Raw genomic sequence first — 19,760 nt, 5'->3', positions numbered from 1 at the left:
TGCATATTTCTGTGGGTGAAAAATTAATTTCACCTGCACGGTGAACTGTTGTCGAAATATCTCTGATGGCGTCTGATGGCAGACTGAAATAATGATGACAAAACTGCGGGAATTATTATGCCTGGTCCATTTGTTGTGCCGGTTCACGGCGATGTGACATTGCCGGAGAAAGTCGATGTGGTGGTGATTGGCGGCGGCATTATTGGTTGCGCCACCGCGCTGGAAATTGCCGAACAGGGCGTCAGCGTCGCATTGTGTGAAAAAGGCGGCATTGGTCAGGAGCAATCCAGCCGTAACTGGGGCTGGGTGCGGCTGGCGCGCCGTGACCCGCGTGAAGTCCCGCTGATGGCCGAATCACTGCGTATCTGGCAGCAACTGGATCAACGGGTGCAGGCGGACACCGGTTATCAGCGTGCTGGCATCACCTTTAACTGCGCCACTGACCAGGAATTCAGCGAGCTGCAAAGCTGGTCGCGGCATATGGCAGGCACCGGCTTTCGTGCTGAAATGCTGGATCGCGACGGGGTGGAGAAACTGTTCCCCGGCCACAAAATTCAGGGCGTGGGTGCGCTCTATACTCCGGATGATGGGCGTGCTGAACCGCAGAAAGCGGCTCCGGCGATTGCCGAGGCGGCACGCCGCCACGGTGCGCATATTCTGACGGAATGCGCGGTGCGCGGTATCGAAACCAGCGGTGGGCGTATTTCTGGCGTGATGACGGAACGCGGTGCGATTGCCTGCCAGAGCGTGGTGCTGGCCGGAGGTGCCTGGTCAGGGCTGATGGCGCAGCGCTTTGGTCTGCGCCTGCCACAGCTCAAGGTGCTGAACAGCGTGGTACGCACCGAGCCGCTGGCGGGTGGGCCGGAAGCGGCGTTCTGGGCGCGCGATTTTGCAATTCGTAAACGTCAGGATGGTGGTTACACCATCGCCTCCGGGCATGAAAGCGAAGTGGATTTCGTGCCCGATACTTTTCGTTTTGCCCACAATTTCCTGCCAGCACTGCGCCATGAATGGGGATCATTACGCCTGCGTCTCACCGGACGATTTTATGACGAGTGGCGCATGCCACGTCACTGGCATCTGGATGAACCCAGCCCGTTTGAATATTGCCGCGTGCTCGATCTGCCGCCGTCGAGAAAACTCACTGACAAGGTACTGGAGCAGCTGAAACAGCAACTGCCTGCACTGGCCGGGCTGAAAGTCGCGCAGCGCTGGGCAGGCTGCATTGATGTGCTGCCGGATGCCATCCCGGTAATTTCCCATATCGAGCGTTATCCCGGCCTGGTGATGGCCACCGGTTTTTCCGGCCATGGCTTTGGTATCGGACCCGGAGCCGGACGCCTCACCGCTGACCTGGTACTCAATCGCACGCCGGTAGTGGACCCCAATGCTTTCCGTTTCTCCCGTTTCACCGATGGTTCAAAGATCGAAATTATGACCGGCTACTAACTCTTATTGCCGCAGCGCGGCGTTGTGTTTCTGTTCACCTGAGGAATAACAATGAGCGATAAGTTTGCAGATTCCCTGCCAAAAATTTCCCGTCGGCAGGCCCTGGTTTATCTGGCCTCCGGCACCGCAGCGATGGCATTGCCGGGGCTGTTCGGCAGCAACGTGGCGCGTGCAGCAATGACCGGGCCAGCGGGAAGTGGTGGACAGATGGTGGTGGGGTTCTCCCAGGAACCGACGGTGTTTAACCCGCTGATGCCCCATATCGAGGTAGACGACGGCCTGCATTTCAGCTTGTTCGATCCGCTGTTTGGCATTGATGAGAAAGGCAACTTCACCCCAGCGCTGGCGACAGAAGTGCCGACGCAGGCCAACGGCGGCATCTCCGCCGATGGTCTCAATTTCCATCTCAAACTGCGCGAAGGGGTGAAGTGGCACGATGGTCAGCCGTTCACTGCCGAAGATGTGAAATTCACTCTGGAACTGCTGGTAGATCCGAATTTCCGCAGCTGGAGCCGTTCCGGTCATGAGCTGGTGCGCGACATTACCATCGTCTCGCCGACCGAAATCAAATGGCGCATGGAAAAACCTTATTCGCCTTACACCTCGATTCTTGCCGCCACCTTTATTGTGCCGAAGCATGGCTTTGCCAACGTGCAGGACAAAAACACCGCGCCGTTCAACAGCGCGCCGGTGGGCACCGGACCGTTCAAATGGCAGCAGCGGGTGCCGGGCGACCATATCGAACTGACGGCCAACAAAGATTACTTTGGCGACGGCCCGAAACTCGACCGGTTGATTTATAAATACATCCCGGATCTCAACGTGATGTACACCCAGTTTGTCTCCGGCGATATCGACATTGCCGGGTTGCAGTGGATCTCGGCAGACCATTACGACGAGGCGAAAAAGCTGCCGGGTAAAGTGGTGGACGTGTTCCAGAGCGCCACCATTGAGAACTTTGCCTTTAACCTGGCGCGTCCACAGTTCCAGGACCCCGCTGTGCGTGAAGCCCTGTATTACGCCATTGATAAACAAACCATTATCGATGCGTTGTATTACGGCCTGCCGAAGCCGACCGAAACCTATATGCCGCGTCAGTCGTCATATTTTAACGCTGACTTACCGGCCCATGAATTCAGTCTCGATAAAGCCAAAGCGCTGCTGGATAAGGCAGGCTGGAAGCCCGGTGCGGGCGGGATACGCGAGAAGAATGGCGTCAAACTGTCGTTCACCAATTCCACTACCGCCGGGAACCATCTGCGCGAACAAATGCAGCAGTTTATGCAGCAAAGCTTCCAGGAAATTGGCGTCGAGATGAAGATCTCCAACCTGCCGCCTGCGGTGATGTGGGGCGATTACTGGATGTTGTCGAAATTTGATAGCGCCATTGTCGGCCTGAATTATCTCACCGGTTCTGACCCGGATACCGCCACTTATATGCGTTCCGATGCCATTCCGGCTCAGGGTGGGGCGGGACAGAACGTATTCCAGTACAAAAATCCCGAGGTGGATAAGTTGCTGGCGCAGGGCAGTGCCGAGTTTGCCCCCGAGCAGCGTAAGGCGGCTTATCTGCAAATCCAGGCGCTGGTGCGCAAAGACCTGCCGTTCCTGACGTTGTTCAGTTTCGCCAATGTGCGCGGTCACAAGCAGGGTGCGGAAAATATCATTCCCAACATCAACGTGCGTATCGATAGCTGGAACGTCAACACCTGGTACTGGAACAAAAAAGCCTGAGTCCATTCACAGAGTGCGTGACGTGATCGCGCGTCACGCCGGGGAGGAGAGCCATGGGCGCATTTTTGCTGCGACGTGTTGGCCAAAGCATCATCTTGCTGTTGCTGGTGTCGATCATCGGTTTTGCCGCATTGAACCTGGCACCCGGTGGGCCACTGTCGCAATACGCCTTAACGCCGGGGATGACCCAGGAAGCGATGCAACGCATCGCCACCCAGATGGGACTGAACCGGCCTTTGCCGGTGCAATATTTTGACTGGCTCAGCCATTTGCTGCGTGGGGACTGGGGGCGATCTTACCGTGATGGTCAGCCGGTACTCAGCATCATCTTTTCGCATCTGCCTGCCACCTTGTTGCTGATGTGCACCTCAATGGTGTTTTCCATCGCGATTGGTGTGTGGATCGGCATTCAGAGCGCCATCAAACGTGACAGCCTGTTTGATCGCATGGCGACCATGGGGGCGATGGTCGCGCTGTCGATTCCCACCTTCTGGTTCGGCCTGGTGGCGATTTATTTCTTTGCACTGAAGCTGCAATGGCTGCCCGCCGGAAATATGTACACCGTGGGGGACGGTTCGCTGCTGGATGTGCTGCGCCATCTGATTCTGCCGGTACTGGTGCTGACTTTTGTCGATGTGGCGATCTGGAGCCGCTACATGCGCACCGCCACGCTCGAGGTCATCAACCAGGATTTCATCAAAACCGCGCGTGCGAAAGGTGTTTCCCCACGTCGTGTGCTGATGAAGCATGTGGTGGGCAATGCGCTGCTGCCGATGATTACCCTCGCGGGCATGCAATTGCCAACCATTCTCGGTGGCGCGCTGGTGGCGGAGACGGTGTTCACCTGGCCGGGCATGGGGCGTCTGTTCCTCGACAGCCTCGGCTACAGCGATTACCCGGTGGTGATGGGGTTGCTGATGTGTTCGGCCATTCTGGTGCTGATTGGCAATCTGCTGGCGGATGTGATCACCGCGCTGGTCGATCCGCGAATTCGTCCCGCTTAAGGAGGCAAGATGGCATCTTCTGTGATTACGCCACCGGTCGCCACGTCACGCTGGCGAGGCAACCGTACGCTGCAACGCTTTTTGCGTCACCGGCTGGCCTGCGCCAGTCTGCTGCTGATTATCCTGATGGCACTGGCCTGCGCATTCGGCCCCGCATTGCTGCCGTTTGACGATTTACATATCGACCTGCGCGCGCGTTTTGCGCCGCCGCTTACCGGCTGGCACTGGCTGGGCACCGATCCACTCGGGCGTGATTTGCTGGCGCGACTGTTGATGGCCGGGCGTATTTCGCTGTTGGTGGGTTTCTTTGCCATGCTGCTCAGTATCATGCTGGGCACGCTGGTGGGGATTGTGGCTGGCTATTACGGCGGACGTGTTGGTGCGCTGCTGATGCGTGTCGTCGATGCGTTTCTCGCTTTTCCCAGCGTGTTTTTGCTGCTGGCGCTGGCGGCGTTTATTAAACCGGATCCGGCGATGATTACCGTGATTATCGCGGTGACCAGCTGGATGGAAGTGGCACGCATTGTTGAGGCGGAAGTACGTTCGCTGCGTGAACGTGAATATATTCTGGCGGCGCGCATGCTGGGTCTGTCCGGGCGCTGGATTATGTTCCGCGAGCTGCTACCCAACGTGGTGGGGCCGATTATCGTCGCCGCGACGCTGACGGTGGCGCGCGCCATCCTGCTGGAAGCCTATATTAGCTTTCTCGGCTATGGCATTCAGCCACCGCTGCCGAGCTGGGGCAATATGCTCAACGGTGCACAGCAGTACCTGATTCGCGCGCCCTGGCTGGCGTTGGTGCCGGGCATCGCCATTACTCTGGCGGTAACCTGCTTTAACTTTATTGGCGATGGGCTGCGCGATGCGCTGGACGCCCGCAGCGAGAAAGAGTGAGGTGACTCATGGCCCGGTTCTCCCCGTTTGAAGATTCGCTGTGGTTTGCCACTGCGGCTGCCGCGCCGCCATTGCCCCCGTTGCAGGGCGAGCGCCAGGCCGATGTCTGTGTGGTGGGCGGCGGTTATACCGGCCTGACCACGGCGCTGACGCTGGCAAAGCAGGGGGTAAAAGTCACGCTGCTGGAAGCGCAGCAGGCCGGTTTTGGTGGTTCGGGACGCAATGCCGGCCACTGCACACCGACCTTTACCCACTTTTCCCTGCCGGAACTGCGCCGGTTACTCGGTGAGCCCTGGGCGGAGCGACTGATTGCGCGGCAGACCCAGGCGAATCATCAGGTCAGCGCCATGATCAGTGACTACCAGATTGACTGCGAATGGCAGCAAAACGGTTATCTACAGGCAGCGGCACGGCCGGGTGCGATGAAGTTGATCGAAGAGAAAGCCCGCCAGTACAACGCGGTGGGGGCGCGCACCGCAGCGGTGGATGCCGCGCAGGCGGAACGCATCAGTGGCAGCCCGCGCTTTTATGGTGGCTGGTTTCATCATGAAGGGGGGCACCTCAATCCGTTGGGTTATGCGCGCGGTCTGGCGCGCGCAGTGGTGCAGGAGGGCGGAGAGATCTATTGTGAATCGCCGGTCAGCGAGGTGAGAAAGCAGGGAGCCAAATGGCAGGTGATCACGCCGCAGGGCGCTGTACTGGCGGATAAAGTGATTTTCGCCACCGGGGCTTATACCGTCGCTGGCTGGCCGCAGCTGGCACAGAGTTTTCGTATCATGCGGGTGTTTGTGGCGGCAACCCAGCCGCTGGATGAGGCGTTGCGCCGCCATGTACTGCCCCTGAATACCACCCTCCATGACGGACGCGGTGATATCTACGTTTACAAATACAACCAGCAGGGGCGAATCGTTGCCTCGATGTTCCCGATGGGGCGGCGTGGGCGTGAGATAAATTATACCCATCAGGTGATGAGTGACCGACTGCGCTGGCTGCATCCGGCTATCGACCAGCCATTACGCTGGGAATATTTCTGGTATGGCGAGCTGGATATGCAGCAGCGCACTATCCCGCGGCTGTATCAGCTGGCACCCGGTGTGGTGGCGCTGACCGGCCTTTCCGGGCGAGGCGTGCCCACCGGCAGTATGCTGGGCGGCATTCTGGCCGAATGGGCGCTGGAGGTGCCGGAGAGTGAGCTGGCGCTGAAAATTGAACCACTGCATAAAGCCCCGTTCTGGATGGGCTTTGGCCCACAACTGACGCTGCGTTATTACCGTGTACGGGATTGGTTGCGCTGCCGCATGGAAGGTGCCGCACTGCCACCCCATGCCTGATGTTATATGCAATTTGCGGCAATGAAGCGCAGAACTAATTGTTTTGGTTATAAGCCGGGGTGCGCTTTACTGACATGGTCAATCATTTCTGGAGAACAGCCGATGAAAAAGTTACTACAGCAGTGGTTTAATCGTTTCAATCAGCCTCAGAACGCGGTGCCGCAACAGCGTGACATCGATGTCGCGAAACATATTGAGCTGCTCATTCCCATCAGCCAGCTGTATGGCATTGAATTCCATCCCTCGGTGTATCGTTACTATGAAAGATGAACGATTCCATCTGGTGATGCGCTACAGCTACTGGAATGAGCTGTGCGCGTGAGTTCAGCGCGATAAATCGCGCCGCTACAGCTATACGCTGTGCCATATTTTTGTAGCGGCGCGATTTATCGCGCTTTTTTTATGCGCCCAATCTGACGAATTTCTGCACATTGTTTAAATAATTCTTACAAACCCTCCTTGATTCGTTCAACTGTATTGATTGTGTAATAAATGCGTAAAGAAATGTTTTTCTTTACCGTTGTGCTCGTGTAAAAATACGAAAGTAAATGATAACCATTCTTTTTATCATTTAAGGGATCGGGCCGGACCTATGTGAAATTTCCCCTGTGGCCTGATGTGCGCGTCAATAACAACAATCAAACCCACACTTTTAAAAATGGATAAAAATCGCAATCTGCCGTTTGGCAGCTTTAACTCGCTGACCTTGTTCACCGGGCTGTGCATCGGTATCTCTCCAGCGGCAGCGCTGGCGGCAGACAATACCGGCAAAAAAACCGACGATACCCTGGTAGTGGAAGCGCAGACCCCTTCGCTCTATTCACCAGGCGTTTCCGCCGACCCGAAATTCACCCAGCCGCTGGTGGATACCACGCGTACCATCACGGTGGTTCCCGGCCAGGTGATGCGAGATCAGGGGTTCAATAACCTCACCGATGCACTGAAAAACGTGCCGGGTGTCGGGGCATTTTACGCCGGGGAAAACGGCAGCTCCTCCACCGGGGATGCGGTGTATATGCGTGGTGTCGATACCTCGAACAGCATTTACGTTGACGGTATCCGCGATATCGGCAGCGTGACGCGCGATACCTTTAACACCGAGCAGGTCGAGGTGATCAAAGGCCCGGCAGGGACGGACTATGGCCGCAGCGCACCGTCGGGTTCTATCAATATGATCAGCAAGCAGCCACGCCTGGATACCGGTCTCGATGCCTCAGTCAGCGTCGGCAGTGCCTGGATGCGTCGCGGGACACTGGATTACAACCAGGCCATCAGCGATAACGCCGCTTTCCGGCTCAATCTGATGGGCGAGAAAACCCACGATGCCGGACGTGATAACATCGAGAATGAACGTTATGGTGTGGCTCCATCGCTGGCGTTTGGGCTTGATACCTCAACCCGGCTGTACCTCAATTACCTGCATGTGCACCAGAACAACACCCCGGATGGCGGCATTCCGACCATCGGCCTGCCGGGTTACTCCTCACCGACCGCGGCAACCTCCGCGCTGAATAATTCCGGGAAAGTGGCGACCAGCAACTACTACGGCACCGATTCGGACTTTGACAAATCCACCACCGATACCGCGACCATCCGTTTCGAGCATGATCTGTCGGATAACACCACCATCCGTAACACCACACGCTGGTCACGGGTCAAGCAGGAGTATCTGCTGACGGCGGTGATGGGCAGCACCATCGGTATGCCAGACCCGAATGATGTTGGCACCTGGACCTGGACGCGTAACGCCAACCTGAAAGATGTCAGCAACCGTATCCTGACCAACCAGACCAATATCACCTCGAAGTTTTATACCGGTTCGGTCGGACATGATGTTAGCGCCGGGGTGGAGTTTACCCGAGAAAACCAGACCAACTACGGTGTGAACGCGATTACCGCGCCAGCGGTCAATATCTACCATCCGATCAGCAGCATTTCGGTGGGCGGGCTGGATCGTAACGGTGCCAACGCCAATGGCCAGACCGATACTTTTGGTATCTACGCCTTCGATACCCTGGCGATCACCAAAAACTTCGAGCTGAACGGTGGCATTCGCCTCGACAACTATCACACTGATTACGACAGTGCGACCGCCTGTGGTGGCACCGGACGTGGAGCGCTGGCCTGCCCGGCAGGAGTACCGAGTAGGACACCGATCACCACGGTTGATACCGCGAAATCCGGCAATCTGGTGAACTGGAAGGCGGGTGCGTTGTATCGCCTGACTGAACACGGCAACGTCTACGTCAATTACGCTATCTCCCAGCAACCGCCGGGCGGCAGCAGCTTTGCCCTGGCGGCAGGTGGCAGCGGCAATAGCGCCAACCGTACCGATTTCAAACCACAAAAGGCCAAATCCAGCGAAGTGGGGACCAAGTGGGAAGTGCTGGATAAACGTCTGTTGCTGAATGCGGCGCTGTTCCGTACCGATATTGAGAACGAAGTGGCGGAAAATGACGACGGCACCTATTCACAGTACGGTAAGAAACGTGTTGAGGGATATGAGTTGTCGGCCACCGGTAATATCACGCCGGACTGGCAGATCATCGCCGGTTATACCCAGCAACATGCCTCGGTGACTGAAGGTGACAACGTGGCGCAGGACGGTTCATCTGCGCTGGCGTATACGCCGAAACATGCCTTTACCCTGTGGACCAACTACCAGGCGACGGATGCGCTGTCAGTCGGTGCCGGTGCGCGTTATGTCGGCAGCCTGCGTCGTGGCAGTGATGGTGCAGTGGGCACACCGGATCATACTGAAGGGTACTGGGTGGCGGATGCGAAGCTGGGATACAAGGTGAATAACAACCTTGATCTGCAACTTAACGTCTACAACCTGTTTGACACCAACTATGTTGCCTCGATCAACAAGAGTGGTTACCGCTACCATCCGGGTGAACCGCGTACCTTCCTGTTGACCGCCAACGTCCATTTCTAACCGACTGTAGCGGCGCGATTAACTGTGCGCGATAAATCGCGCCGCTACGGAATGTGCAAGCCTCACTGTTTTAAAGAGAGAACAACGCGATGATGTATCACATTCCTGCCGTGCTGACGCCGGAAGAGGTCGCCAGTTTCACTTCCCTGCTGCAACAGGCCGAATGGGTCGATGGCCGGGTTACTGTCGGCAGCCAGGGGGCGACGGTCAAAAATAACCAACAAATCGATACCCGTACCCCCTTATACGATCGGTTGCAGGCGGCGGTATTGCAGGCACTGAACAACAACCCGCTGTTCTTTTCCGCTGCGCTACCGCGCACCATTTCCACACCGTTGTTTAATCGCTATGAACAGGGGGAAACCTACGGATTTCATGTGGACGGCGCAGTACGTCACAACGGTGCGGCGGGCTGGATGCGTACCGACCTTTCCGCCACGCTGTTCCTGTGTGAACCGGACAGCTATGACGGCGGTGAGCTGGTGATTGAAGACACTTACGGCCAGCACAAGGTCAAACTTCCCGCCGGGCATCTGGTGTTGTATCCCTCCAGCAGCCTGCACTGTGTCACACCGGTGACGCGCGGTGCGCGCGTGGCGTCCTTCCTGTGGATTCAGTCGATGGTGCGCGATGATAAACAGCGTGCCATGTTATTTGAGCTGGACCGCAATATTCAGAGCCTGAAAGCGCGCCACGGCGACAGCGAGGAGCTGCTGTCGCTACTGAATATGTATCACAACCTGCTGCGTGGCTGGACAGAGGTGTAAACCAGCTCGTTAGTGCTCTAACTCGCACTCAGCCCTGGCCTTTTGGCCCTTGATCACGCCAATGAACAGCAAACGAAATTCATTGAATTGATGGGTAATAATGGTTTGGTTATCGGCTGAGCGGAACTCCTTCACCATAAAGGAGGGAACACTGCGGGTGTGGTCGTAAGGCTGATGCTTAATCTGCACCAGCGAGAAATGCTGATTAAGCATATTGATACTGTCCGTTCCCACCTGGAGAGAAACCTGGGTGTAGGCGGTACCGTTGGCCGGGTCCGGGATATTATTGAAGCCGCAACGGTAGGTGCCGGTGCGGATAATCACACGACCTTCTGGCATGATACGGCTCACACCCGTGTTAGGCGGCGGCGTGTAGGGTTCCGGTGTGACAGAACCCGGCTGGTAAACATAGTGAGCGGTGATGATCAGCTGCTCTGGCGCAGACTTCACCGGCGCGTGTGGCGCATCCACTGTGGGTGCTTTGGTTTCAGCCACAGGGGAAACCGCTGCGGTGTTAAGTGCCGCGATGCGTTGCTGGTATGCCGTCTGTAATTGGGCGGCATCGGTGCCGCGGCTGCGCAGTTGTTTCAGCCAGTCACGCTGCGATTGTTTTAACTGCGCCGCATCAGCAGCGGCCAGGCCAGATATCTTTTGGCGATAAACAGTGGCTAAGGTTTCATCGAGAGCCGAGAGCTGTGGGGTCTGGCAAATCAGTTTTTCCTGCGGCGTACTGGCGCGGTTGCAGTCAAAAGAGGCGGCCATGGCCGGAGAAACTGCGCCGAGTAACAGCATTGAAGCCAGGATAGTTCGCTGGAGAGGCATCATTATTCCCTGATTGATGGATTCTCTCCGTTATATCGGCGGCTGGCAGGCAGACTTTACTTCAGGTTTTACGCACTCTTCTTTTTGATTTCATCCAGATAGTTGTAAATGGTGTAACGGGTGACACCGAGCACTTTGGCCGCCTTTTCTACACCACCGCGTACGATAAACATTCCCTTGTTCTGCATCTGCCGCACGATTTCAACTTTCTCTTTTTTACTGGTACCGGTTCTGAGCTGCCCGGTGGGAGGGATACAGCTGCGGATGATCTCATCCATCTTTTCTTCCAGCCCGGCCTCGCCTCCATCTTTGCTGCTGTTCTGCGGAAGGAGCATAGCCAGCGCATCGCGCGCCGCCTCTATCGCATGGTTGTCAGCGTTGAAACACAGCGCCAGTGCGGGTTTGCCGTTTTCATCTTTAAACAATGCGGTTGAACTGCGCAGTGGGCTGCCCTGCAGACTTGCGGTCGGGTAATTGGGAAAAACCGTGGGTTCAGTGCTGGACGGCAGAGTATCCAGGTTCAGCAGGCCGAGAAATCCGCGATCATTCTCCGGGCCATCCAGCAGGGAACTGCCTGGCTTTCTGCCGGAGACATGACCATTAATGATTTTTACCACGGAGGATTCAGGCTGCGTCAGATCGTGCAGTACCACCTCAACATGATGACCTGAGATCGAAGCAAAGGCATCCATAACCGCACTCAGTTGCTGTATCAGGCGTGTTTTTTCGTGATCGTCTGTCATGCGCCAAACTCATGGTGTAAGAGCAAATTTTGCCTGCGAGTATAAACAATTTGTTGAAATATAAACATGCTTATCGTCATGACCTGTTTTCAACCAAATGTTGATACTTCAACTTTTTGTTGTTATTTTAGGTTATCCACTTAGCCTGTCCATGCGGGGCAATCATGAATCCAGCTATTAAAAATTATGCCAGCAGTTTGCCGTTTCCTTTCGCGGCGGCGACAGAAACCAACGGTGTGCTTTATCTTTCCGGCCAGGTGTCGATGACGGCGCATGCAGAGCCGCTGTACGGCGATATTGCCACGCAGACCGCCAATATTCTTGCCAGTATCCGGCACTCATTGGTTGAGCTGGGATCCAGTCTGGAGAGTATTTTCAAGGTCACGGTCTGGTTGTCGGACATGAAGCATTTCGCTGAATTTAATCAGGAATATGCAAAGTGGTTCCAGCATGGCTATCCGGCCCGTTCGGTGGTCAGCAGCAAGCTGGCTTTTGACCTCGATGTAGAAATCGAAGTGCAGGCCGTCGCCCAAAAAAACTTAGCAGAACAGGTGAGTTAACATGCCATTACACCTCAACACGCCATTGTTGAATTCCCGACCTTTGAGCCAGCTTACCGGCAGCCAGGTCTGGTTAAAGATGGACGCACTACAACCCTCGGGTTCATTCAAGATCAGAGGCGTTGGCCTCGCGTGCCAGCGCTATTATCAACAGGGAGCGCGTCGTTTTATCTCGTCCTCTGGCGGTAATGCCGGGCTGGCGGTGGCTTACGCAGGCCGAACTCTGGGCATCCCGGTGACGGTTATCGTTCCGGAGTCCACCCCAATCCGCGCCAGAGAACTGCTCAGGCTGGAACAGGCCGAGGTGATCGTCCATGGCGTGTCCTGGCAGGAAGCGAACCAGTATGCACAATCGTTGTTAAGTGCAACCGATGCCTTTATTCATCCTTTTGATGATCCGTTGCTGTGGCAGGGACATGCCACACTGGTCGATGAGGTGGTGGCTGCCGGTGTACGCCCTGACGCGGTGGTGTTGTCGGTGGGTGGGGGTGGCTTGTTATCTGGTGTTATTACAGGCTTGCAACGCAACGGTTTGCCGGATGTGCCGGTGATTGCGGTGGAAACCGCAGGTGCAGCATCGTTTCACGCGGCCATCAGGGCAGGGCATGCGGTTGAAATCGACCGTATCAACACGGTTGCCACCAGCCTTGGCGCGAAAAAGGTCTGCGACCAGGCCGTAAAACTTGCCGGGGAGCATCCGGTGATCAGCGAAGTGGTGACAGATGAAGAGGCATTGCGCGCCTGTCGCCTGTTTATCGATGACCATCGGGTGCTGACCGAACCCGCCTGTGGGGCGAGCCTGGCCTGTTTATACCAGCAAAAAGCCGTGATGCAGCCTTACCGCAACCCACTGGTGGTGGTGTGTGGTGGTGCAACGCTGTCGCTCGAACAATTGCTGAATGCCTGACTACTGCGTCAGCTCCCGCGCAAACTGGATAAAATCATGTAACGCCTTATTCTTTATCTCTCGCTGCCAGCTCATGGTCAGCGTCGAGGTGGCGTGCTGATCCTGCAAAAAGCAGTAGGCTACGTCGGGTATCATCACCGAACGCTGGGTCTCAGGGACCAGCGTCACTCCCATCCCCATTGAAACCAGGCCAATGGCCACCGAGACGTCACGGGTTGGCTGGATTTTCTGCGGCACAAATCCTGCCTGCTGGCAGGCGTTCAGTGCCGACCAGCCCAGCCCGACGCCTGGCGGGTCTTCCTGCATCAAAAACGGTTCAGTAGCAAGTTGCGTTAACGCAATTCGCGGCTGGCAGGCTAGCGCATGGCTGCGCGGCAGCACCGCAATCAGGGGACGGGTGGCAAGATCGAGATAGGCCAAATGATCATATCGTGGCACCGGTGAACGAACCAGTGCGACATCTATTTGATTAGTTAACAAAAGTGTAAGTTGTTCGTGAACATTACGTTCTTCAATCACGATATCGATGTCCGGTTTCCGCTTACGATAACCATTAATTAACAGCGTGAGTGCCGGATCGAGGATGGAAGATCCGACATAGCCGAGCTTAATTTGTCCGCGATAACCTAGGCGTAAGCTGCGGGCATTGTTGCGAAACTTAACGTAGTGGCTCGATGCAATGCGCGCTTCTTCCACCAGCTGTTCGCCTTCAAAGGTCAGTGCTACATGCCGCCTGTCACGGGTGAATAGCTCAAATTCCAGCTCCTTTTCCAGCGCCTTAATGTATTGACTTAATGCCGGTTGGGCGATGTTGAGGCGCAGTGCCGCCTTGCCAAAATGCAGCTCCTCCGCCAGTACCACGAATGCGTGTAAATGCCGGTAATCCATCGGTTCTCTCCTGATTTTTTCTGATAATAACTCCTTATCAAAACCGCCGGTATTATTATTGGACTCTTATCACCGATCCTCTAAAACTGTGGGGGCAACGACGGGAGGTGCCGGTTCTATGCCACTGAATTCACTCCTGTTGTTCTCAAGGTGTGCCTGCGTTTGTCTGCGCCGCTGCATCACCGATTACCACGACTAAGAGGGACATTGAGATGTCTGTTAAGCAAACGAAAGTCACCGATTTGCGTTCCGCACTGGAAGTGTTAAGCCAGTACGATGATGAATTGATCTACACCGATGAACCGGTAGACCCGATTGCCGAGCTATCCGGGGTTTACCGCTATGTGGGTGCGCACGGCACTGTGAAACGCCCAACGCAAATCGGCCCGGCTATGATTTTCAACAAAATCAAAGGCTATAACGATATGCGGGTGCTGATTGGCCTGCTTTCTTCACGTAAACGTGTGGCGCGCCTGTTTGGCACCACCCCGGAAAACCTGGCGTTTATGTTGAAAGATTCCGTTGCAAACCCGATTGCGCCGATTGTCATTCCCCGTGAACAGGCAGCCTGCCAGGAAGTGGTTCATCTGGCCAGCGACCCGGATTTCGATATCCTGAAAATTCTGCCTGCGCCGACCAATACCCCGGAAGATGCCGGTCCGTATTTCACTCTGGGTATGTGTTATGCCGCCGACCCTGAAACCGGCGAGCACGACGTCACCATTCACCGTTTATGCGTGCAGAGCAAAGACGAAATCTCGATGTATTTCGTGCCGGGCCGCCATCTGGATACCTTCCGTCAGAAAGCGGAAGCCGCCGGTAAACCGCTGCCGATTTCTATCAGCATCGGTGTCGATCCAGCGATTGAAATTGGTGCCTGCTTTGAGCCGCCAACAACGCCGCTCGGCTTCGATGAACTGTCCATCGCCGGTAGCCTGCGCAACCAGGCCGTTGAACTCGCTGAATGCGTTACCGTCAATGCGCGTGCCATTGCTAATGCTGAAGTGGTGATTGAAGGCGAACTGCTGCCAGGCGTGCGTGTGCGTGAAGACCAGAACACCAACTCCGGTAAAGCCATGCCTGAATTCCCGGGTTATACCGGTGCAGCCCAGGCCGAAGTTCCGGTGATTAAAGTGAAAGCCATCACCCATCGTCGTTCCCCGATTCTGCAAACCTGTATCGGTCCAAGCGATGAACACACCAATATGGCCGGTATCCCGACCGAAGCCAGTATCCTGCAAATGGTTGAACGCGCACTGCCTGGCTTTGTGCAGACCGTACATTGCCCGACTCCAGGTACCGGTAAATATCTGGCGGTGTTGCAGGTGAAAAAACGCACCCCGGCTGATGAAGGACGTCAGCGTCAGGCGGCTCTGCTGGCTTTCTCCGCCTTCTCCGAACTGAAACATGTGATGCTGGTGGATGAAGACGTGGATGTGTTCGATATCAACGACGTCGTCTGGGCAATGACTACCCGCTACCAGGGTGATGTGGATACCGTATTTATCCCCGGCGTCCGCTGCCATCCGCTCGATCCGTCTTCCGATCCGGCCTACAGCCCATCGGTACGCGATCACGGTATTGCCTGCAAAACGATTTTTGACTGCACCGTGCCTTATCACCTGAAAGCCAATTTCCACCGCAGCGAGTTCCTCGAAGTGGATGTGAATCGCTTTATCCCAGGTTTTAACAAAAAATAAGGAGTTAGCATGTCAGGGTCTGTGATTCGTAACAGTGGTAAACCTCGGGTGATTGTGGGCATTAGCGGTGCCTCCGGTTTTTCCTATGGCGTACAGGCATTACGTTATTTACGTCAGATGGAGGTGGAGAGCCATCTGGTGATCTCTCCGGCGGGGCATCTTAATCGTGAACATGAAACCGACCTCAGTGCAGAGGATGTGGCGGAGTTAGCCGATGTGGTTTATCCCATCCGTGCCGTAGGGGCGGCGATCGCCAGCGGTTCATTCCGCACCCTCGGCATGCTGGTGGCTCCCTGTTCGATGCATACCCTGGCGGCTATCGCCAACGGCCTGACCGACAATCTGCTGACGCGTGCTGCTGATGTGGTATTAAAAGAGCGGCGCAGGCTGGTCCTGATGGTGCGGGAAACTCCGCTCCATCTGGGACATATCCGCAATATGCAACAGGCGACCGAATCCGGCGCGATTGTTTTCCCGCCGGTGCCTGCGCTGTATGCCAGGCCGCAAAGTGTGGAAGAGATTATTGCGCATAGCGTTGCACGTGCTCTGGGGCTGATGGATCTGGATTGCGCCGATCTGCCGCGCTGGGGAGAAGACGTGACTTTAATGACCAGGAGTAATAAATCGTGATTATTGGACCCTATATCAATGGCTCTGCCGTCCTGATTGGCGGCATTGTCGGTGCGCTGCTCAGTTCGCGTTTGCCCGAGCGTATCAGAACCTCCATGCCGCTGATTTTCGGCGCCGCCTCGATGTGTATGGGGATTGTGCTGGTGGTGAAAGTCAGCCATATGCCGGTAATGGTGCTGTCAGTGATCCTCGGCGCACTGCTCGGTGAGTTGTGTTATCTCGAAAAAGGCATTGGCAAGCTGGGCAGCAAGGCGCGCGGGCTGGTGGAGATGTTTGTCAGTTCAGGTGCACAGGATCAGGAATCGCAGGAGCAATTTCTGCAAAGCTATGTGGCGATTATCGTGCTGTTTTGCGCCAGCGGCACCGGGATATTTGGTTCAATGCACGAAGGCATGACCGGCGATACCAGCGTCCTGATTGCGAAATCGTTCCTTGATCTGTTCACTGCCGCAATCTTTGCCACGTCACTGGGTTTTGCCGTGGCAGTGGTGGCGGTGCCACAGCTCATTATCCAGTTGTTGCTGGCTTATGGCGCGGTATTTATTTTGCCGCTGACCACCCCAGCGATGCAGGCGGACTTCTCAGCGGTAGGCGGCGTATTAATGTTCGCTACTGGCTTCCGTATTTGCGGCATTAAAATCTTCCCGGTGGCAAATATGTTACCTGCGCTGGTTTTAGCCATGCCGATCTCTTCGTTGTGGACCAGTTTCTTTTAATGGAGGAAGGTAAGTCACAGGTTATAAATGGGATGGAAATGTTATAAATCCAGGGGCCGGAAACGGGTGCTTCACTTTCCGGCATCTTAAGCAAGATCGGAATTTATCATGATTAAAAATAAAATTACTTGCGCAATAGCCTTGCTATTGCCATTGGCATCATACGCAGCGGATAACGCAACACAGGGTCTTGAAGTACTTCAGGTGACTTCTCCAGCTGATGATGGCAGCAATGGTACGCTGCGTTGGGCACTGGAAAAGAATAATCAAAATCCTGGTCATTATCGCATCGAATTACATTCCACTAACAACCAGCCACTGATTATTAAACCCAATAAACCACTGCCGGAAATTAAAGGGCCGGTGGATATTATTAACAGCGATTTCCTCAAAAATGGCAGCTATGTGGCTATCGATGGCTCGGGTTACATTAAAGGCGTCGATCCGCGATCCTGCCCGGGAGCCGTTAGCGGCCAGTATGGCGCGAATGTTCGTACTACCACCATGCCGGGCCTGGTGCTGCGCGATACCCATGATGTCACCCTGCAAGGGGTAGAGGTGCGTAATTTCTGTATCGGCATTCTGATCAATCGCGCCAAAAATAACGTCATCGAAGATAACCGTATTGTCGGTAACCACGGCGGTGCCGGTATTATGATGACCGGCGATGATGGTAAAGGCAATTCCACGGCAACCACCACCGAACGTAATAAAATTATCCGCAATACCTTTATTAATAACGGCGATGCAATGGAAGCCACTCGTGGCGCTTCATTCAATCTGATTGCGGATAACTTTGTCACCACGGATAGCGTACATAATCAGGAACCGTCGCAGGGCCTGGAAATGTTATGGGGTAATGACAACGAAGTGATTCATAACCACTTTGAAAATTATTCCGATGGCGTACAGCTGAACTGGGGTAATCGCAACTATATTGCCGATAATACCTTCACCAACCTCTCTTCCGCAGTGACCTTAAGTGGTACCGGCAATGTGGTGGCGGGGAATATTATGACCGGTAACCGCGTGGCCGTGTCTGTTCGTCCGCAGGGTGCGGCGGGTAAAGATGGCAGCTTTGGTATCAACCGTATTACCGGACCAGCGGTAAACCGTATCACTGAAAATATTATGGTCGATAACGGTAAAGAAATTAAACGTTGCTTTGCCGGTGGTAGCTGCCTGCCGGGTTATGCCGGAGCGATTGTATTTAATGTACCCGGTCTGGAACACGCGGCATTTATCGGTAATCGTGGTGGTGGTATCAGCGATGACACCAGCAAACTGGAAAAAATCTGCGCTATTGATGGCAACGTTGCCGGTTGTGAACCGACGCCGAATAAAGACCAGCATGCCCCGGCTATTACCCGTGTCGTCCGTAACCAGAACACGCTGACCGTAGACGGTAATGTGAAAGGTGAAGCCAATACCGAATACCGTATTGAGTTTTTCTCCAACAGCAAACCTGCCATGGATGAAGCCGAGCATTTCCTTGGTTATGAAATGGTGGCAATTAATGCGCAAGGCAATGGCGTCATTCATTATCAGACTCCGTTAAGCGCTGATTTGCAGGTAGCGAATGTCACTTCTACCGCCACCACCAATGACGGAGCAACTTCACCCTTAAGTAAGCCAGCCCCGATGCAATAACTCTTTCCTGGATAAGCCTCGACATCGCATTACCTGACAGCATTCACCTGAAATTAAAAAAAATAATCCGACCGGAAAGAGACGGCATTCGTGCCGCTCTCATCTTGTCAGGTGTGTCATTAGCGAAACAGGAACAACCCATGAACTTGCGTAAAAATGTATTAGCGATTTCTCTGCTGCTGGCCTTGCCGGGCGTGACCAACGCCATCGCTGCCACCAGCGCACCTGCCGCCGCAGTAAGCGTGCGTCACGCAGAACCGATTGTTATCCGTCAGACCGCGATTGGCGAAGGTATGCCGAAAGTCATCATTCCGACCACGGGTGCGACAGCCGAGCAGGTACTGGAACAAGCGAAAGCCATCGGCGCCAACCCGGATGCCGATTTGATTGAATACCGCATTGATTACCTGAATTTTGCTACTGACGCCGCCAAAGTTGGCGCGCTGGGCAAACAGGTTGCAGCAGATGTCCAGGGTAAACCGCTGATCCTGACTTTCCGTACCCAATCTGAAGGTGGCGCGAAAGCTATCAGCGATAAGGACTATGGCAAGTTATATCTGGCGCTGATTAAAGACCATTTCATCGATATTCTTGATGTGGAAATGTTCCGCGATCCGGCCGTGATTCATCAGGTAGTCACTGCGGCCCACCAGGCGGGGATTAAAGTGGTGATGTCGAGCCATGATTTCCACAAAACCCCATCGACCAGTGAAATCGTCGCTCGTCTGCGTAAACAGGACAGCATGGGGGCCGATATCCTGAAAATCGCGGTAATGCCGCATGATTCCGGCGATGTGGTGAAACTGATCGATGCGACTGCGCAGATTCGTAATCAATATTCACGCAAACCGCTGCTGACCATGTCGATGGGCGGATTGGGTGCCATTTCCCGTTTGTCGGGTGAAGTGTTTGGCGACGATCTGACTTTCGGTATGTTGGGCACGGCTTCAGCGCCGGGTCAGGTTGATGCTGCGCAGCTGCATCAGGTATTGAAAACCATCGATGTTGCGCTGAACGGTCATTAATT

General features: G+C 54.9%; 18 protein-coding genes. 15 read left to right on the top strand and 3 right to left on the bottom strand.

The features are described 5' to 3' along the window. The first annotated feature begins 117 nt into the window (after nt 1–117). The 8 genes from AC6I8X_RS12140 to ybiX all read left to right on the top strand — a co-directional run bounded on the left by AC6I8X_RS12140 (nt 118) and on the right by ybiX (nt 10,117). Nucleotides 118–1,449: an NAD(P)/FAD-dependent oxidoreductase gene (locus AC6I8X_RS12140; RefSeq protein WP_497839859.1), complete on the top strand. Its 1,332-nt coding sequence runs from the start codon at nt 118–120 to the stop codon at nt 1,447–1,449. Nucleotides 1,450–1,500: 51 nt separating this feature from the next. Continuing rightward, the gene (locus tag AC6I8X_RS12135) at nt 1,501–3,183 is read left to right on the top strand and encodes a peptide ABC transporter substrate-binding protein (RefSeq protein WP_497839858.1); all 1,683 of its coding nucleotides are present in this window, start codon (nt 1,501–1,503) and stop codon (nt 3,181–3,183) included. Between the two features lie 53 nt (nt 3,184–3,236). Then, nucleotides 3,237–4,187 carry an ABC transporter permease gene (locus tag AC6I8X_RS12130; RefSeq protein WP_299449538.1) on the top strand — a complete coding sequence of 317 codons (951 nt, stop codon included), beginning with the start codon at nt 3,237–3,239 and terminating at the stop codon, nt 4,185–4,187. Between the two features lie 9 nt (nt 4,188–4,196). Continuing rightward, a complete protein-coding gene (locus tag AC6I8X_RS12125) occupies nt 4,197–5,081 on the top strand; it encodes an ABC transporter permease (protein ID WP_084875689.1) in 885 nt (294 codons plus the stop codon). An 8-nt stretch (nt 5,082–5,089) separates the two neighbouring features. After that, the gene (locus AC6I8X_RS12120) at nt 5,090–6,412 is read left to right on the top strand and encodes an NAD(P)/FAD-dependent oxidoreductase (RefSeq protein ID WP_313683275.1); all 1,323 of its coding nucleotides are present in this window, start codon (nt 5,090–5,092) and stop codon (nt 6,410–6,412) included. Between the two features lie 102 nt (nt 6,413–6,514). After that, nucleotides 6,515–6,682 (top strand): hypothetical protein, encoded by a 168-nt coding sequence (locus AC6I8X_RS12115; RefSeq protein ID WP_299449541.1) that lies wholly within the window; start codon nt 6,515–6,517, stop codon nt 6,680–6,682. 388 nt (nt 6,683–7,070) lie between these two features. Further along, nucleotides 7,071–9,350, top strand: a complete 2,280-nt coding sequence (locus AC6I8X_RS12110) for a catecholate siderophore receptor Fiu (protein ID WP_497839857.1) — start codon at nt 7,071–7,073, stop codon at nt 9,348–9,350. A gap of 89 nt (nt 9,351–9,439) precedes the next feature. Continuing rightward, nucleotides 9,440–10,117, top strand: coding sequence for a PKHD-type hydroxylase YbiX (gene ybiX / locus AC6I8X_RS12105; RefSeq protein ID WP_313683278.1), 678 nt, complete (start codon nt 9,440–9,442; stop codon nt 10,115–10,117). A gap of 9 nt (nt 10,118–10,126) precedes the next feature. Here ybiX and AC6I8X_RS12100 read toward each other — a convergent pair whose 3' ends face one another. Together AC6I8X_RS12100 and AC6I8X_RS12095 are read right to left on the bottom strand one after the other, a co-directional pair. Next, complete coding sequence (locus tag AC6I8X_RS12100) at nt 10,127–10,942, bottom strand: lysozyme inhibitor LprI family protein (RefSeq protein ID WP_497839856.1); 816 nt, start codon at nt 10,940–10,942, stop codon at nt 10,127–10,129. 65 nt (nt 10,943–11,007) lie between these two features. Next, nucleotides 11,008–11,682, bottom strand: a complete 675-nt coding sequence (locus tag AC6I8X_RS12095; RefSeq protein WP_313683280.1) for a helix-turn-helix transcriptional regulator — start codon at nt 11,680–11,682, stop codon at nt 11,008–11,010. Nucleotides 11,683–11,846: 164 nt separating this feature from the next. Here AC6I8X_RS12095 and AC6I8X_RS12090 point away from each other — a divergent pair, with 164 nt between their 5' ends. Together AC6I8X_RS12090 and AC6I8X_RS12085 are read left to right on the top strand one after the other, a co-directional pair. After that, nucleotides 11,847–12,242: a RidA family protein gene (locus AC6I8X_RS12090; RefSeq protein WP_313683281.1), complete on the top strand. Its 396-nt coding sequence runs from the start codon at nt 11,847–11,849 to the stop codon at nt 12,240–12,242. 1 nt (nt 12,243) lies between these two features. Continuing rightward, complete coding sequence (locus AC6I8X_RS12085; protein ID WP_313683282.1) at nt 12,244–13,149, top strand: pyridoxal-phosphate dependent enzyme; 906 nt, start codon at nt 12,244–12,246, stop codon at nt 13,147–13,149. Here AC6I8X_RS12085 and AC6I8X_RS12080 read toward each other — a convergent pair whose 3' ends face one another. Beyond that, the gene (locus tag AC6I8X_RS12080; RefSeq protein WP_497839855.1) at nt 13,150–14,037 is read right to left on the bottom strand and encodes a LysR substrate-binding domain-containing protein; all 888 of its coding nucleotides are present in this window, start codon (nt 14,035–14,037) and stop codon (nt 13,150–13,152) included. Nucleotides 14,038–14,249: 212 nt separating this feature from the next. Here AC6I8X_RS12080 and AC6I8X_RS12075 point away from each other — a divergent pair, with 212 nt between their 5' ends. From AC6I8X_RS12075 to aroD, 5 genes are all read left to right on the top strand, one after another. Next, nucleotides 14,250–15,737 carry a UbiD family decarboxylase gene (locus AC6I8X_RS12075; protein WP_497839854.1) on the top strand — a complete coding sequence of 496 codons (1,488 nt, stop codon included), beginning with the start codon at nt 14,250–14,252 and terminating at the stop codon, nt 15,735–15,737. 9 nt (nt 15,738–15,746) lie between these two features. Further along, nucleotides 15,747–16,367: a UbiX family flavin prenyltransferase gene (locus AC6I8X_RS12070; RefSeq protein WP_313683285.1), complete on the top strand. Its 621-nt coding sequence runs from the start codon at nt 15,747–15,749 to the stop codon at nt 16,365–16,367. Beyond that, nucleotides 16,364–17,083 (top strand): DUF554 domain-containing protein, encoded by a 720-nt coding sequence (locus AC6I8X_RS12065; protein ID WP_084875667.1) that lies wholly within the window; start codon nt 16,364–16,366, stop codon nt 17,081–17,083. The genes AC6I8X_RS12070 and AC6I8X_RS12065 overlap by 4 nt, the downstream gene beginning before the upstream one ends. A 204-nt stretch (nt 17,084–17,287) precedes the next feature. Next, entirely contained in the window at nt 17,288–18,733 is a 1,446-nt protein-coding gene (locus AC6I8X_RS12060) for a NosD domain-containing protein (protein WP_497839853.1), read from the top strand. A 140-nt stretch (nt 18,734–18,873) separates the two neighbouring features. Beyond that, nucleotides 18,874–19,758 (top strand): type I 3-dehydroquinate dehydratase, encoded by an 885-nt coding sequence (gene aroD, locus AC6I8X_RS12055; protein WP_313683287.1) that lies wholly within the window; start codon nt 18,874–18,876, stop codon nt 19,756–19,758. Nucleotides 19,759–19,760: the final 2 nt, after the last annotated feature.

It is taken from the genome of Pantoea sp. X-Soil-TKNS-1280 (assembly GCF_059730475.1).
The sequence above is the reverse complement of the archived record's forward strand: the minus strand, read 5'-3'. Positions and strand labels throughout refer to the sequence as shown.